Origin of the sequence: Roseovarius mucosus (genome assembly GCF_002080415.1) — a bacterium.
GTDB classification, from domain to species: Bacteria; Pseudomonadota; Alphaproteobacteria; order Rhodobacterales; family Rhodobacteraceae; genus Roseovarius; species Roseovarius mucosus_A.
Genome location: NZ_CP020474.1, coordinates 211,355 through 226,634, shown reverse-complemented (window position 1 = coordinate 226,634; position 15,280 = coordinate 211,355). Strand labels below are relative to the sequence as shown.

The 15,280-nt window shown below is 58.7% G+C and carries 17 protein-coding genes; 13 read left to right on the top strand and 4 right to left on the bottom strand.

Annotation, left to right across the window (positions count from 1 at the left end; all coding sequences use genetic code 11):
* The first annotated feature begins 3 nt into the window (after nucleotides 1-3).
* From nuoI to nuoN, 8 genes are read left to right on the top strand one after another with little or no spacing between them, the layout of a single operon-like run.
* A complete protein-coding gene (nuoI, locus tag ROSMUCSMR3_RS01105; protein ID WP_008280987.1) occupies nucleotides 4-498 on the top strand; it encodes an NADH-quinone oxidoreductase subunit NuoI in 495 nt (164 codons plus the stop codon).
* The gene (locus ROSMUCSMR3_RS01100; protein ID WP_008280986.1) at nucleotides 495-908 is read left to right on the top strand and encodes a carboxymuconolactone decarboxylase family protein; all 414 of its coding nucleotides are present in this window, start codon (nucleotides 495-497) and stop codon (nucleotides 906-908) included. The genes nuoI and ROSMUCSMR3_RS01100 overlap by 4 nt, the downstream gene beginning before the upstream one ends.
* A complete protein-coding gene (locus tag ROSMUCSMR3_RS01095; RefSeq protein ID WP_008280985.1) occupies nucleotides 905-1,513 on the top strand; it encodes an NADH-quinone oxidoreductase subunit J in 609 nt (202 codons plus the stop codon). Before ROSMUCSMR3_RS01100 ends, ROSMUCSMR3_RS01095 begins: the two co-directional genes overlap by 4 nt.
* Entirely contained in the window at nucleotides 1,513-1,647 is a 135-nt protein-coding gene (locus ROSMUCSMR3_RS21770) for a hypothetical protein (protein WP_008280984.1), read from the top strand. The genes ROSMUCSMR3_RS01095 and ROSMUCSMR3_RS21770 overlap by 1 nt, the downstream gene beginning before the upstream one ends.
* Before the next feature lie 4 nt (nucleotides 1,648-1,651).
* Entirely contained in the window at nucleotides 1,652-1,957 is a 306-nt protein-coding gene (gene nuoK / locus ROSMUCSMR3_RS01090) for an NADH-quinone oxidoreductase subunit NuoK (RefSeq protein ID WP_008280983.1), read from the top strand.
* Nucleotides 1,958-1,961: 4 nt separating this feature from the next.
* Entirely contained in the window at nucleotides 1,962-4,046 is a 2,085-nt protein-coding gene (nuoL, locus tag ROSMUCSMR3_RS01085; protein WP_008280982.1) for an NADH-quinone oxidoreductase subunit L, read from the top strand.
* Nucleotides 4,046-5,593, top strand: coding sequence for an NADH-quinone oxidoreductase subunit M (locus tag ROSMUCSMR3_RS01080; protein ID WP_081506174.1), 1,548 nt, complete (start codon nucleotides 4,046-4,048; stop codon nucleotides 5,591-5,593). The genes nuoL and ROSMUCSMR3_RS01080 overlap by 1 nt, the downstream gene beginning before the upstream one ends.
* A gap of 17 nt (nucleotides 5,594-5,610) precedes the next feature.
* Nucleotides 5,611-7,044 carry an NADH-quinone oxidoreductase subunit NuoN gene (gene nuoN, locus ROSMUCSMR3_RS01075; RefSeq protein ID WP_008280980.1) on the top strand — a complete coding sequence of 478 codons (1,434 nt, stop codon included), beginning with the start codon at nucleotides 5,611-5,613 and terminating at the stop codon, nucleotides 7,042-7,044.
* Nucleotides 7,045-7,100: 56 nt separating this feature from the next.
* Here the strand turns inward: nuoN and ROSMUCSMR3_RS01070 are convergent, their stop codons facing one another.
* From ROSMUCSMR3_RS01070 to ROSMUCSMR3_RS01060, 3 genes are read right to left on the bottom strand one after another with little or no spacing between them, the layout of a single operon-like run.
* Nucleotides 7,101-7,613, bottom strand: a complete 513-nt coding sequence (locus ROSMUCSMR3_RS01070) for an NADH dehydrogenase (protein WP_081506173.1) — start codon at nucleotides 7,611-7,613, stop codon at nucleotides 7,101-7,103.
* 2 nt (nucleotides 7,614-7,615) lie between these two features.
* On the bottom strand, nucleotides 7,616-8,380 hold the full coding sequence (locus tag ROSMUCSMR3_RS01065) for a DsbA family protein (protein ID WP_008280978.1): 765 nt from the start codon (nucleotides 8,378-8,380) through the stop codon (nucleotides 7,616-7,618).
* A complete protein-coding gene (locus ROSMUCSMR3_RS01060) occupies nucleotides 8,377-9,699 on the bottom strand; it encodes a M48 family metalloprotease (RefSeq protein ID WP_081506172.1) in 1,323 nt (440 codons plus the stop codon). Before ROSMUCSMR3_RS01060 ends, ROSMUCSMR3_RS01065 begins: the two co-directional genes overlap by 4 nt.
* A 62-nt stretch (nucleotides 9,700-9,761) precedes the next feature.
* On the opposite strand from ROSMUCSMR3_RS01060, the gene ROSMUCSMR3_RS01055 reads away from it, so the two are divergent.
* The 5 genes from ROSMUCSMR3_RS01055 to fabZ all read left to right on the top strand — a co-directional run bounded on the left by ROSMUCSMR3_RS01055 (nucleotide 9,762) and on the right by fabZ (nucleotide 14,747).
* Nucleotides 9,762-10,928: a pyridoxal phosphate-dependent aminotransferase gene (locus ROSMUCSMR3_RS01055; protein ID WP_081506171.1), complete on the top strand. Its 1,167-nt coding sequence runs from the start codon at nucleotides 9,762-9,764 to the stop codon at nucleotides 10,926-10,928.
* A gap of 115 nt (nucleotides 10,929-11,043) precedes the next feature.
* A complete protein-coding gene (locus ROSMUCSMR3_RS21765; RefSeq protein ID WP_257788536.1) occupies nucleotides 11,044-11,169 on the top strand; it encodes a hypothetical protein in 126 nt (41 codons plus the stop codon).
* A gap of 94 nt (nucleotides 11,170-11,263) precedes the next feature.
* Nucleotides 11,264-13,600 (top strand): outer membrane protein assembly factor BamA, encoded by a 2,337-nt coding sequence (gene bamA, locus ROSMUCSMR3_RS01050; RefSeq protein WP_081506170.1) that lies wholly within the window; start codon nucleotides 11,264-11,266, stop codon nucleotides 13,598-13,600.
* A gap of 2 nt (nucleotides 13,601-13,602) precedes the next feature.
* Complete coding sequence (locus ROSMUCSMR3_RS01045) at nucleotides 13,603-14,208, top strand: OmpH family outer membrane protein (protein ID WP_081506169.1); 606 nt, start codon at nucleotides 13,603-13,605, stop codon at nucleotides 14,206-14,208.
* Between the two features lie 74 nt (nucleotides 14,209-14,282).
* Nucleotides 14,283-14,747 carry a 3-hydroxyacyl-ACP dehydratase FabZ gene (fabZ, locus tag ROSMUCSMR3_RS01040; protein ID WP_008280972.1) on the top strand — a complete coding sequence of 155 codons (465 nt, stop codon included), beginning with the start codon at nucleotides 14,283-14,285 and terminating at the stop codon, nucleotides 14,745-14,747.
* A gap of 9 nt (nucleotides 14,748-14,756) precedes the next feature.
* Here fabZ and ROSMUCSMR3_RS01035 read toward each other — a convergent pair whose 3' ends face one another.
* Entirely contained in the window at nucleotides 14,757-15,230 is a 474-nt protein-coding gene (locus ROSMUCSMR3_RS01035) for a DUF2059 domain-containing protein (RefSeq protein WP_081506168.1), read from the bottom strand.
* Between the last annotated feature and the right edge of the window lie 50 nt (nucleotides 15,231-15,280).

The following is a 15,280-nucleotide window of genomic DNA, read 5'->3' as shown; positions in this document are numbered from 1 at the left end:
TCCATGACCAAGATAGATTACGGCCGTGCGGCGGGGTATTTCCTGCTCTCCGACTTCTTCAAAGGGTTCAAGCTGGGGCTGAAATACTTTTTCGCGCCCAAGGCCACGCTCAACTATCCGCATGAAAAGGGGCCGCTGTCGCCGCGCTTTCGCGGAGAGCATGCGTTGCGCCGCTATCCCAATGGGGAAGAGCGCTGTATCGCGTGCAAGCTGTGCGAGGCCATTTGCCCCGCACAGGCCATCACCATTGATGCAGAGCCGCGCGACGACGGCAGCCGCCGGACCACGCGCTATGACATCGACATGACGAAATGCATCTATTGCGGCTTCTGCCAAGAGGCCTGCCCGGTTGATGCTATCGTCGAAGGGCCGAATTTCGAGTTTGCCACCGAGACCCGCGAAGAGTTGTTCTATGACAAGGCGCGGCTCTTGGCGAACGGCGACCGTTGGGAGGCCGAGATTGCCCGCAACCTAGAGATGGATGCACCCTACCGATGAGCGATCCCAGCAACCCCTTCGAGATGATGATGCGTCAGGCTCAGGAAATGGCCAAGGCGCTCAATCCGGCGCTTGAATCCTTTTCGCCCAAAGGGTTCGAAACGCTGTGGCCAACCATGCCCAAGGATTTCATGGAAATGAGCTTTGGCAAGGGGTTGAACAAGGAGGGGCTGGATGCCAAGACGCGCCTGCTCTTGACCCTTGCCGGGCTGACGATGCTGGGGGCGCAGAGTGACACGCAAATCCGCATGACCGTGCGCCATGCGCTGGAGGCCGGGGCAACCCGTGACGAGATTGCCGAGACCATTGCGCAGATGGCGATGTTCGCCGGCATCCCCTCGATGACGCGCGCCATGGATTTCGCCCGCGAGGTCATGGACCAGGGCGATAAAGAAGGAAAAGACAAATGACGTTTGCGGCCATGGCCTTTTATCTCTTTGCGGTGTCGCTGCTGACCGGCGGGTTGATGACCGTGATCAGCCGCAACCCGGTGCATTCGGTGCTCTGGCTGATCCTGTCGTTCATCAGCGCTGCGGGGCTTTTCGTGCTTTTGGGGGCAGAGTTCGTGGCGATGCTGCTCATTATCGTCTATGTGGGCGCGGTCGCGGTGCTGTTCTTGTTCGTGGTGATGATGCTTGACGTCGATTTCGCCGAGTTGAAGGCGGAAATGGCGAAATACATGCCCTTGGCACTGCTGATCGGGGTGATCCTGCTCATGCAATTCGGGCTGGCGTTCGGCAATTGGGAAATGGCGGATGGGGCCGAGGCGGCGCGCCGCGCGGTGACACCCGAAGGGGTTGAGAATACCGCCGCTTTGGGCCTCTTGCTCTATGATACCTATTTCATCCTGTTCCAGCTTTCGGGTCTGATCCTGTTGGTGGCGATGATCGGGGCGATTGTGCTTACGCTGCGGCATCGCACGGATGTCAAACGGCAGGATGTGCTGGCGCAGATGTACCGTGATCCGGCCAAAGCCATGGAACTGCGGGATGTGAAACCGGGGCAGGGGCTGTAATGGCGGATCTGCTGCATCATGCGGTGTCAGCCCTCGGGCTGGCGGGGTTGGCCGCGATCTGGAGTGTAAAGATGGTGCTGGGATTTTTCATCCTGCGCATCATGAAAAGAAGAAGATTGAGGGTCAGAGGGTGAAACGATGATCGGACTTGAACATTATCTGACGGTGGCGGCAGCGCTGTTCGTCATCGGTATCTTTGGCCTTTTCCTGAACCGCAAGAATGTCATCATCCTGTTGATGTCTATCGAACTTATGCTGCTTTCGGTGAATATCAACCTTGTGGCGTTTTCGTCGCATCTGGGCGATATGGTGGGGCAGGTGTTCACGCTTTTCGTGTTGACCGTTGCCGCCGCAGAGGCCGCGATTGGCCTTGCGATCCTCGTTTGTTTCTTCCGCAATCGCGGCACGATTGCTGTCGAAGATGCCAATGTGATGAAAGGCTGAAGCCATGGAAACCATTCTCCTCTTCGCGCCTCTCGTGGGCGCGCTCCTTGCGGGTTTTGGCTGGCGCATCCTGGGTGACAAGGGCGCACAATGGCTGACGACGGGCCTGCTGTTTCTGTCCTGTATCCTGAGCTGGATCGTGTTTCTGGGGCATGACGGGGTCATGCATCAGGTGCATCTGCTTGATTGGGTGCAATCGGGCACGCTGGATACGGCTTGGGCCATTCGGATGGACCGGCTGACCGCGATCATGTTGATCGTGATCACCACCGTCTCGGCGCTCGTGCATCTGTATTCCATGGGCTACATGGCGCATGACGAGAATTTCCGCGAGAACGAGAGCTATCGGCCCCGCTTTTTTGCGTATCTGTCGTTCTTTACATTCGCGATGCTGATGCTGGTCACGTCGGACAACCTGCTTCAGATGTTCTTTGGCTGGGAGGGTGTGGGCGTTGCCTCTTACCTGCTCATCGGCTTTTACTTTCGCAAGCCGAGCGCCAATGCCGCGGCGATCAAGGCGTTTGTGGTCAACCGGGTAGGTGATTTCGGCTTTGCCCTTGGGATCATGGCGATTTACTTTCTGACGGACTCGATCAAGTTCGATGATATCTTTGCCGCAGCGCCCATGCTGGCAGAGACGCAATTGACGTTCCTGTGGACAGAGTGGAATGCGGCCAATCTGATTGCCGTGTTGCTGTTCATCGGCGCAATGGGTAAATCGGCGCAGCTGTTCCTGCACACCTGGTTGCCGGACGCGATGGAAGGCCCGACCCCGGTGTCGGCCCTTATTCACGCGGCGACAATGGTGACGGCGGGCGTGTTCCTTGTGTGCCGCATGTCGCCGTTGATGGAATACGCGCCGGAAGCGATGACCTTTGTCGTCTTCCTTGGGGCCACCACCGCGTTTTTCGCGGCAACCGTGGGTCTGGTGCAGAATGACATCAAGCGCGTGATCGCATATTCGACCTGCTCTCAGCTTGGCTATATGTTTGTGGCGGCTGGTCTGGGCGTCTATTCGGTGGCGATGTTCCACCTTTTCACGCATGCGTTCTTCAAGGCGATGCTGTTCCTTGGCGCGGGGTCCGTGATCCACGGGATGCATCACGAACAGGACATGCGCAACTATGGCGGTCTGCGCAAGAAGTTGCCCTATACGTTCTGGGCGATGATGATCGGCACGCTGGCCATTACCGGCGTGGGTATTCCCCTGACACATATCGGCTTCGCCGGGTTCCTCAGCAAGGATGCGGTGATCGAGAGCGCGTGGGCGGGCACGGACGGCGGATATGCGTTCTGGATGCTGGTGATCGCGGCGCTGTTCACGTCATTCTATAGCTGGCGTCTGATGTTCCTGACGTTCTTTGGCGAGGCGCGGGGCGACAAGCACACACATGAGCACGCCCATGAAAGCCCGATGGTCATGCTGGTGCCCCTAGGGGTGCTGGCGCTTGGCGCGGTCTTTGCCGGGATGATCTGGTTTAACAGTTTCTTTGGCAGCCATGAGAGTGTGAACAAGTTCTTTGGCATCCCGGCGCATCATGCTGAGGCGTCTGAGGGGCATGGCACAGAGGGTGCTGCGGATCACGCGGAAGAAACGGCAGAGGCGCATGCCCCGGCCATAGGTCAGGGTGAGGCACCTCAGGGGGCCATCTTCATGCATCCCGACAATACCGTGATGGATGACGCGCACCATGCCCCGAAATGGGTCAAGGTCAGCCCCTTTGTTGCGATGCTGACCGGGTTCCTGATGGCAGTTTGGTTCTATATCTGGGATCCGGCGATGCCACGCCGTGTCGCCGAGACAAATCGCCCGCTCTACCTCTTTCTGCTCAACAAGTGGTATTTCGACGAGATCTTTGATTTTCTCTTCGTGCGGCCCTCTAAGGCGCTTGGCCATCTGTTGTGGAAGCGCGGCGATGGCGATGTGATCGACGGGTCGATCAATGGCGTGGCAATGGGGATCATCCCATGGTTCACCCGCCTCGCCGGTCGGGCGCAATCCGGCTACATCTTTACCTATGCCTTTGCCATGGTGATCGGGATCGCGGTTCTGGTGACGTGGATGACGATCTTCGGGGGAGCCAACTGATGGACAACCTGCTTTCCATTGTGACCTTCATCCCGGCGGTCGCGGCGGCCATTCTTGCGGTGTTCCTGCGTGGTTCGGATGAGGCGGCACAGCGCAATGCCAAATGGGTGGCGTTGATTGCCACCACGCTGACATTTGTCGTGTCGCTGTTTATCCTGTTTGATTTTGACGCCTCCAATACCGGGTTTCAGTTCGTTGAAGAGCGCGAGTGGCTTTTGGGCCTGAAATACAAGATGGGCGTGGACGGGATCAGTGTTCTGTTCGTGATGCTCACAACCTTCATGATGCCTCTGACTATCGCGGCGTCGTGGGGTGTGACTACGCGCGTCAAAGAATACATGATCGCCTTCTTGCTTTTGGAAACGCTCATGCTGGGCGTGTTCATGGCGCTGGATCTGGTGCTCTTTTACCTCTTCTTTGAGGCGGGGCTGATCCCGATGTTCCTGATCATCGGGATCTGGGGCGGCAAGGAACGGATTTACGCCTCGTTCAAGTTCTTCCTCTACACCTTCCTTGGTTCTGTGCTGATGTTGGTGGCGATGGTGGCGATGTTCTCGGATGCGGGCACCACGGATATCGTGGCCTTGCTCAAGCATGAATTCGAGAGCGAGACATTCTCGATCCTCGGAGTTCAGGTGATTGGCGGGATGCAGACGCTGATGTTCCTGGCGTTCTTTGCCAGCTTTGCGGTCAAGATGCCGATGTGGCCGGTGCATACCTGGTTGCCGGATGCCCACGTGCAGGCGCCGACCGCCGGGTCGGTTGTGCTGGCGGCGATCCTCTTGAAGATGGGCGGCTATGGGTTCTTGCGCTTTAGCCTGCCGATGTTCCCGGTGGGGGCTGAGGTGCTGACGCCACTGGTGCTGTGGATGAGTGCCATTGCCATTGTCTATACCTCGCTGGTGGCGCTGGCGCAGTCCGATATGAAAAAGCTGATCGCCTATTCGTCGGTGGCGCATATGGGTTACGTGACCATGGGGATTTTCGCGGCCAATCAGCAGGGCGTGGATGGGGCGATTTTCCAGATGCTGAGCCACGGCTTTATCTCGGGCGCGCTCTTTCTTTGCGTCGGCGTGATTTATGACCGGATGCACACGCGCGAGATTGACGCCTATGGCGGTCTGGTGAACCGGATGCCCGCGTATGCGCTGATCTTCATGTTCTTCACCATGGCGAATGTGGGCCTGCCGGGCACCTCTGGCTTTGTGGGTGAATTCTTGACGCTTGTGGGTGTGTTTCAGGTCAATACTTGGGTTGCGGCGGTGGCCACATCGGGTGTGATCCTGTCGGCGGCCTATGCGCTCTGGCTTTATCGCCGGGTGGTGATGGGCGACCTGATCAAGGAGAGCCTGCGCACGATCACCGATATGACCAAACGCGAGCGGGCAATTTTTGCGCCGCTGGTGGTGATGACGCTGTTGCTTGGGGTCTATCCCCGGCTTGTGACCGATATCACCGGCCCCTCGGTTGAGGCGCTGATTTCCAACGTTGAGACGGCACAGGCGATGGCGCAGACCACGACGCAACTTGCCGAAACCTCGCATTGAACCGGAGGCCCTGAGACATGCAGGCTGATCTAACCATAATCCTGCCCGAGATCGTGCTCTCGGTCTATGCGATCTTGGCGCTGTTGGGCGTGGCCTATACCGGGCAAGACCGCATGGCGGGCATGTTGGTCTGGGTGACGGCGGGGCTGTTTGCCTTGTTGGCGATCTGGATCGGTGCGTCGGGCGAGGGCACTCGTACGGCCTTTGGCGGAATGTTCAACGACGATGGCTTTGCGCGCTTTGCCAAGGTTACGATCCTGTTGTCGGCAGCGGCGGTGCTGGTGCTGGGGCAGGATTACATGCAGCGGCGCGGTATCCTGCGGTTTGAGTATCCGCTCTTGGTGGCGCTTGCTGTGGTTGGCATGATGGTCATGGTCAGCGCGGGCGATCTTATGGCGCTTTATATGGGCCTCGAATTGCAATCCCTGTCGCTTTATGTTGTGGCGTCGCTGCGTCGGGACAGCGCCAAATCAACCGAAGCGGGCCTTAAGTATTTCGTTTTGGGCGCGTTGTCGTCGGGCCTCTTGCTCTATGGCGCGTCGCTGACCTATGGCTATGCGGGCACGACGCTGTTTTCCGGGATCATTGCGGCGGCTGAAGGTCAGGCGCCCGTGGGCCTTTTGATAGGTCTGGTGTTCGTCATCTCGGGTCTTGCGTTCAAGATTTCGGCGGTTCCGTTCCATATGTGGACCCCGGATGTTTATGAGGGCGCGCCGACACCCATTACCGCATTCTTCGCCACCGCCCCCAAGATGGCGGCAATGGGGCTATTTGCCCGTGTGGTCCATGATGCATTCGGCGGTGTGGTCGCGGATTGGCAGCAGGTGCTGGCGCTTCTGGCACTGCTGTCGATGTTCCTTGGGGCCTTTGCGGCGATTGGCCAGACCGATATCAAGCGTCTGATGGCCTATTCGTCGATTGCGCATATGGGCTATGCGCTGATGGGGCTGGCGGCAGGCACGGTCTTTGGCGTGCAGGCGATGCTGATCTATATGGCGATCTATGTCACTATGAATGTCGGCACCTTTGCCTTTATCCTTTCGATGGAGCGGGATGGCCAGCCGGTGACGGATATTCGCAGCCTTGCCATGTATTCGCGTGCAGAGCCGGGCCGGGCGCTTGCCATGCTGATCCTGTTGTTCAGCCTTGCCGGTGTGCCACCGCTCTTGGGCTTTTTCGGCAAGCTTTATGTGCTACGCGCCGCCTATGAGGGCGGGTTGGCGTGGTTGGCGATTGCTGGTGTTATCGCCTCGGTGATTGGTGCCTTTTACTATCTGCGGATCGTGTTCTACATGTATTTTGGCGAAGAGGGCGCGGGGCTGCAAACCGGCCGTTCGGCGGTGCAATGGCTGTTCCTGATGGGATCAGCGGCGGTGATGCTGCTTGGTATCGTCAATATGTTCGGGATTGAGGCCATGGCACAGGCAGCGGCAGCGACGCTGGTCAACTAAGCTGTATCTGCCTTACAAGAGACAAAAGGCGCGCCCCGGTGGCGCGCCTTTGGTGTTTATGGGGTGAGGTATTTTTCTAGCACGATAGCGGGCATGGCCCCGCGCAGCAGCATATCCGGCAGGACATAAGAGGGTGCCATATCAAGACCGAGTTCGGCGGCAAGGGCCGTGTCGTTGGCCATATCGAACGTGTTGATGCGCAGGCCAAGCCGGTCTGAAAGCGCTCGCAACTCCGCCTCGGCGCTGGCGCAATCGGCGCAATCCGCCTGCGTAAAGAACGCAAGTGCGGCGGTGGCACCCTTGGGGCCGAAACCGGGCAGGTCAGGTGCAAAGAGGCGCGGCGCAGCGCGTTTGAGAAGGTTCAGATCGCGCGCGGACTCGTCGCCATAAAGATCGGCGGCCGTCAGCGGAATGGGCTCTCGTAAGGGGGCAAGCAGCGAGGGTGTTTCGATCAAGACGTCACGGATCGCTGCGCCCAAGAGGGGGCGTGACTGATCCGGAAGGTCCTGAGCCCATGCAGGTCCAGCGGCCCCAAGAACAAGGGCCGCCCAAAGGGAACGTCGCAGCATGGTTATTGCGCGCGAATCTCGTCGGCAATGCGCTGCATGGCGTCCTGTGGCAGATACCCACGCAGCATCTGATCGCCCATCACGAAAGAGGGCGTGCCGCTGATCTGCATCCGCTGGCCAAGGGCGTGATTGGCGGCGATCACTTGGGTCACCGCGTCACTGTTCATTTCGGCGATGATCGCCGGAGCATCAAGACCGAGTGAATCGGCCAGACGGGTAAAGCCCGTTTCGCTCATGCTGCCCGAATACGCCATCAGGGCGTCATGCACAGATGCATAGGCCTCATCGCCTGCGACCTGACGCGTGGCAATGGCAAAGCGCGAGGCCATAACCGATTCTTCACCCAAGATCGGGAATTCCTTGATGATAAAGCGGATGTTGCCATCGGCGGCCAACAGACCCTTCACGTCTTCATGGGCGCGGCGGCAATAGCTGCAGCGATAGTCCATGAATTCCACAAGGGTCAGATCGCCGTCCAGATTGCCGCCGACCCAAGAGTTGGGATCATTGAACAGCGCCTCGGCATTGACCTTGACCAGATCGCTATCGGCCTCGGCCTGACCTTTGGCCTCGCGCTGTTCCAGCACGGCAACTGCTTCCATGATCACTTCGGGGTTTGCCAGCAGGTATTCGCGAATTTCAGCGCGCAAAAGCGTGCGGTCTGCGTCGCTCAGGCTCTCAAGGTCGAGAGCTGCGGCAGGCTGTGCGAAGGCAAAGCAGAGGCCAAGGCTGGCGGCGGATAGGATCATACGTGGCATCAGGATCATTTTCTCCGTTTTTCTTCGGCTTCTGCAGCGAACAGTACATCCTGTGCTCTTTGCCATGCGGCGGAACCACGGGGCAAGAGGTTGGAGGCGCGTTCGGCGTGTATCTTAGCATCTTTGAGCCGCCCCGCGATGGCATATCGTTCAGCGGTCAGCACTGAGGCCATGCCATTGTTGCCCAGCTTGGCGTTGGCCTGCGCCAGATCACGCAGGATGCGGATATCACGGCCATCGCGGCTTCGTGCGGTTTCGAGAAATTGCACGGCTTTTTGCGTCTGATTGTCGGCCAAGAGGGCGCGCCCATAAGAGCCAAGGATAAGCGCATTGTTGGGGGCAAGGTTTGCCGCGCGGGCATAGGCGGCAACGGCGGGTTTGATCTGGCGGCTTTCCATGAGGATCTGACCGCGCAATTCGTGCAAATAGGGATCGTTGGGCCGAAGGGCCACAGCCCCGTCAATCGCGGCCAGCGCGCGGCGCAAATCTGCCTGCCGGTGATAGGCGATGGCCTGACGCATCAGCTTGATGTCAGCATAGCCAAATTCCCCGGCGCGGGTCAGGGTCCATTTGGGAGAGCGTTGAAAGGCGGAAAGTTTGCTTTTGGCCCGCGCGAACCAATAGGTTGCCTCGGGATCGGGGGCGACGGTGCGGCCCTGTGCTTCGGCCAATTGGGTGATCCGGCGGAACCGGTCGCGCGACAAGGGGTGGGTGCGGGCATAGGCATCCTGTCGGTTCACCGAGAGCGCCTCTTGCCCGTTAAAGAGCTCCATCACCTGGACCGCCCCGCGCAGGTCAATCCCTGCGGCCATGAGAAAGCGCATGCCGCTGGCGTCAGCGGCGTTTTCTTCGGCGCGGGTGTGGGAAAAGAAGCTGCGTAGTGCCGCGCCCTGAAGCCCGGCAGCGGCCCCTACCGCAAACTCTCCGTTGCCCGCCGCGGCCCCAGCGACCGCCGCAAGGGCCGTTCCGAGCGCTGCTGCTGTGCGGGCGTTGCGGGCATTGATCGGGCGGCGCATCAGGTGGCCATTGGCGATATGCGCGGCCTCATGCGCGATCACAGATTGCAGCATGGCCGGTGTATCCATCCGAAGGATCAAGCCGGAATGGATAAAGATGCTGTCAGCATCAATGACAAACGCATTCATGCTCGAATCGTCAATCACGAGGATATCCACCCGCGCCGGGCTAAGCCCCGCCGCCTGAAGCACTGGCGCGGCCAGCGCGCGCAAAGCCTGTTCGATGTCTGGGTCGCGCAAGAGCGTGACGGCACGCGCCGGCAGCGCCAGCGACAGGAGAAGCGAGAGAAGGGCAAGACGGAGAAGCAGCATTGACCTTGGCGGCCTTTTCCAGTGAGACGGGTCACATGTGGGGTCAGTCTAGGAGAAAACCAATGCGGAACTCAACCCGGAGCCAAATTGATCCCTTCATCGTGATGGATGTGATGGAGGCCGCCCGCCGCGCCGAAGCTGCCGGACGTGACATTATCCACATGGAAGTGGGGCAACCCGGCACATCCGCGCCAGAGGGTGCGCGCGCGGCGTTGGCCCGAACCATGGCGACAGAGCCCATGGGCTATACCGTGGCGCTTGGCCTGCCAGCGCTTCGGGCGCGGATCGCGCAGCTTTATGGCGATTGGTATAATCTCGATTTGAACCCGGAACGTGTGGTGATTACGCCCGGTTCGTCCGGGGCCTTCATTCTGGCCTTTACAGCGCTTTTTGACGCGGGCGACCGTGTGGGGATCGGCGCGCCGGGCTATCCCAGCTATCGCCAGATCCTGCGCGCGCTTGATCTTGTGCCGGTGGATATCGAGACGGCGGCGGAAAACCGCCTGCAGCCGGTGCCGGGCGATTTGCAGGGACAGGATTTGCAGGGGCTCTTGGTTGCCAGCCCGGCGAATCCTTCGGGTACGATGCTGGACCGCGCGGCGCTTGGCGGGTTGATTGCGGCGGCAGAGGGGCAGGGCGCGGCATTTATAAGTGACGAGATTTATCACGGCATCGAGTATGAGCGTCGTGCGGTCTCAGCGCTGGAAATCACTGACGATTGTTATGTGATCAATTCTTTCTCAAAGTATTTTTCGATGACGGGCTGGCGGATTGGCTGGATGGTGGTGCCCGAAGATCATGTGCGCGTCATCGAACGGCTGGCGCAGAACCTCTTTATCTGTCCGCCCCATGTCAGTCAGGTGGCGGCCCTTGCGGCGATGGACTGTTCCGAGGAGTTGGAGGCCAATATGGCCGTTTACCGGCGCAACCGGGCGCTGATGCTGGAGGGGCTGCCCAAGGCAGGGTTTGACCGTATCGCGCCGCCCGATGGCGCGTTTTACGTCTATGCCGATGTCAGCCACCTGACCCAAGACAGCCGTGCCTTTGCTGCCGAGATTCTGGAACACGCGGGGGTTGCGGTCACGCCGGGGCTTGATTTTGATCCCTTGCGCGGGGCGGGAACGCTACGGTTTTCCTATGCCCGTGCCACGGCGGATATCGAGGAAGGTTTGACGCGGCTTCGACAGTTCATGGTCAGCCGGGGCATGGCAAGGGCACAAGATATCTAAGGGCGGATTTTGTAAGGGCCGCTTGTCAGAAATTTGCCACATTCTGGGCATGTTGTTGCCGAACAGCTGCGTCACTTTCGTGCCGACTCTGAAACTTTCGATACCGGGGCATGACATGCAACAGATCAGAAATGGCTATCGCGGGGCACGCGTGCTTTTGCATGTGAACGCGGATTTCCTGCTCTATGTGGCGACCCTTGGGGCGGCACTCTTGGCGGCGGCCTATATCGGCACGCTATGAGCCCTGAGGTTGCGCGGCCCGCACTCGCATTTTGACAAGGCCAGACAGACGGGTTACTGACATCCTCAATGGGATGTCTGACTGGGTTTGAGCAATGAATAATCGCGACGTGGATCGGCTAAAGGGCCGCAACCTTTTTCTTGCGGCGCGGATAGGCGCAGGTGGCATCTTCGCGCTCTTCTTTGTTGTTTTTCTGCTTGGAACGGGCCAGCGGGCCGATGCGCAATCCTATCGCTTTTCTTCTGTGGCGATTGAAGGAAACCAACGGATCGAAACCGGAACGATTCTGTCCTATGCGGGCATTGCGCGCAACGAGACCGTCTCGGCGGGGCAGCTGAACGACGCTTATCAAAAAATCCTTGGATCGGGTCTTTTTGAAGATGTGGAACTGGTGCCGCAGGGCAGCAATCTTTTGATCCGCGTGGTCGAGTTTCCGACGATCAACCAGATCGCGTTTGAGGGTAACGACAAGATCAAGGATGAAGACCTTGCCGGGTTCATCCAGAGCAAATCGCGTCAGGTGTTCAGCCCGACACAGGCCGAGCGGGACGCTGGCGTTATCTCTGAGGCCTATAGCCAGAATGGCCGCATCGCTGCGCGGGTGACACCCAAAGTGATCCGCCGGAGCGACAATCGCGTCGATCTGGTGTTTGAAATCTTTGAAGGACGCAAGATCGAGGTTCAGCGCATCGGTTTTGTTGGCAACAAGGCCTTTTCCGACACGCGCCTGCGTCGTGTGGTTGAAAGCAAGCAGACAGGCCTTCTGCGCGCCCTGATCGAACGGGATACATTCGTCGAGGACCGCGTTAATTTTGATCGGCAGGTTCTGAGCGATTTCTACAATTCGCGCGGGTTTGTCGATTTTCGCGTCACCGGCACCAATGCCGAGCTTGCGCGCGAGCGGGATGCCTATTTCGTTACCTTCAACATTCAAGAAGGCCAACAGTTCCGGTTTGGGGAAATCACCACCGTTAGCGAAATTAACGGTGTCGAGGCCGAAATCTATGGTGACACACTCAAGATCAAACCCGGAGTGGTCTATTCACCGACGCTGGTCGAAAGCTCCATCGCCCGGATGGAGCGTTTGGCGCTCAAGAATGGTGTCGATTTCATGCGCGTCGAGCCACGGATCACGCGCAACGACCGGGATTTGACGCTGGATGTTGAATTCGTGATCCAACGTGGTCCGCGCGTATTTGTCGAGCGGATCGACATTGAAGGCAACACCACCACGCTTGACCGCGTGATCCGGCGCCAATTCGATCAGGCCGAGGGTGATCCCTTTAACCCGCGCTCGATCCAACAGGCTGCGGACCGTATCCGGGCTTTGGGCTATTTCGAGGACGTCGACGTGAACGCCCGCGAGGGATCACGCCCCGATCAGGTTGTGATCGAAACAGATGTCGAGGAAACCACAACCGGCACCGTTTCGGTCGGGGCGAGTTTCTCGACCAACTCGGGTCTTGGCGTTTCGCTTGGCTTTTCCGAGCGCAATTTCATCGGGCGCGGTCAGCAACTGACGGCTCAGATTCTCGCGACGGCTGACAACATCAACTACAACTTGGGCTTTGTTGAACCGGCCTTTCTTGGGCGGGACGTGGCGCTTGGTCTCGATTTCTCTTTCCGGGAAACCGAAAGCGACAACAGCCTTTTTGATACGGCAATCGGGACGTTCCGGCCCAGTCTGACGTTTCCGACTGGCGAGAACACGCGCCTGAATGTCTATTACAATACCAGCTACGAGGATATGACCGACTATCAGGGCACGTCCGGCATTCTTCAGAACGAGATCGCCCAAGGCGGGCTATGGACCAGTTCCGTGGGCTATAATTTCAGCTTTGACACGCGGGCCGGTGGGCTAAACCCCAATGCCGGTGTGCTTTTGTCCTTTGGCCAGGAATTCGCTGGACTTGGCGGGGATAACGATTTCATCAAAACCACGGCGCGGCTTGTGGGACAGACCACGGTCTTGAACGAGGATGTGACGCTTCGCGCAATCCTTGAAGGGGGCGCGCTCAACTTCTCTGGGAGCAGGGATAGCCGGTTCCTCAATCGTTTTGGGTCTCAGGTCATTCGCGGGTTTGAGCCGAACGGCATGGGGCCGATCGAAGGCAACGAGCTTTTGGGCGGTGATTTTTTCGCAGCCCTCAAGTTTGAAGCAGAGTTCCCGCTTGGCCTGCCGGATGAATACGGCATCACGGGTGGTGCCTTTTACGATATCGGCTCGATCTGGGGTATTGGAAACCGGGGATCGGTTGCGCCGGGCAATACACTGTCGTCGACAGGGTTCAAGGCGCGCCACGTGATTGGTGTTTCCTTGTTCTGGTCGTCGCCATTTGGTCCGATCCGGATGAACTTTTCCAAGGCCCTCGAAAAGGAACCGGGCGATATCGAGCAGACCTTTGATCTGACCGTTCGCACGGAATTCTGATCATGCGTGCGGCGCTTGCCCGGTTGGGCCTGTGCCTAGGGGTCACTCTTGGCGCGGCCTTTCCTCTCTATGCGCAGCAGATCGGCGTCATCCAGAGCGATGTTTTGGTGATCGACCCCGAGCGCATGCTGCTCGAGTCCGAATATGGCAAGCGTTTGCAACAAGACATTCAGGCCGAGCGGGACCGGCTGATCGCGTATAATGAAACGATCGCGCAGGAGCTGGAAGCGGAAGAGCAGAGGCTGACCGCGTTGCGCGCGACCACGGCACCCAATGCGTTCCGGGACATGGCCGATGCATTTGACCAAAGGGTCGAAGAGCTGCGTCTTGAGAGCGAGCGGCGCTCTCGGGAATTGGAACGGCGGCGCGAATTGATCCCGATTCAGTTCATGCGTGTCGTGCAGCCTGTGCTGTCGGACCTGCTGACCGAGGCCAATGCAATGGTGATGATTGATGCGCGCGCGGTGTTGTTGCACAGCGGCGCAGCAGATGTCACGGACTTGGCAGTGCTGCGGATCAATGAACAGATCGGTGTTGGGCCGCTGGCGCCAGATGCGACGGTGCCCGGCGATCAGACGCCAAGCCAACCCGCCCCAACGAACGATTAGGTAACGCAAGTCATCTTGCCCATAGTCCTGCGGATTGCTACGCACGCGGGGCACGGCACGTGAAAGGACAACCCATGACCGAGTCCCTCAAATCCGCAGATATTCATCTGATTCAGCGGATCATCCCGCATCGTTATCCGTTCTTGCTGGTGGATAAGGTGGTCGACATTGACGGTTATCAATCGGCGCGTGGGATCAAGAATGTGACCATGAACGAGCCGCATTTCCAAGGGCATTTTCCCGGCAAGCCGATCATGCCCGGCGTCACCATCATCGAGGCCATGGCGCAGACGGCTGCCGTAATGGTGGGCACCGCGCTTGAGATGCAGGATCGCAATATGCTGGTCTATTTCATGGCCATCGACAGCGCCAAGTTTCGACGCATGGTGGTGCCGGGCGATGTGCTTGAAATGAAGCTGCACACGACGCGGGGCAAGCCGGGGGGCAAGGTCTGGAAATTCTCGGGGATTGCAGAGGTTGAGGGTGAACTCGCCGCAGAGGCCGAGTTCACCGCTATGATGGACCTGCCCAAAGCCTGAAGCGCAGAGTTATTGAGGCGTGGTGATCGCTTCGATCTTGGGCATGATATCTGGCATTGCGTCTTGAAGCGTGGCTGAAATCATCGGCTGCTGAATTTGTGCCAATTGCGGCATCTTGCGCATGACTGCGCCGCCGTGCTCGGAGGTGTAGAAATCACGCAGGGCGGTCAACTCCTCTAATGTCATGAGGTCGGCCATGACCTCATCTTGCTTGCGCATCACATCGGTCAGGGGCTGTGTCAGGTGATCGAGAAAGAGCTTGTCGATCTCGGCAAGCTGCTCTTCTGACAGTCGCTGACCGTTGGCCGCCATTTGCTGGATCATAGGCTGCCAGAGGCGGCGAATAAATTCCTCGATGTCCGCGTCGGTCACGGTGGCGTCGATATAGTCCTTGGCAATAGCGACACGGGCGGCGCGCTCATCCTGTGCATGCGCAGGTATGGCAAGGCAAAGCGCAACCAAAGCGCCGGTCAAAATCCGCATGGGGAGCAACTCCTGAGGGTGAAAGATCGGTGTAACCAAACAGCTCTGTG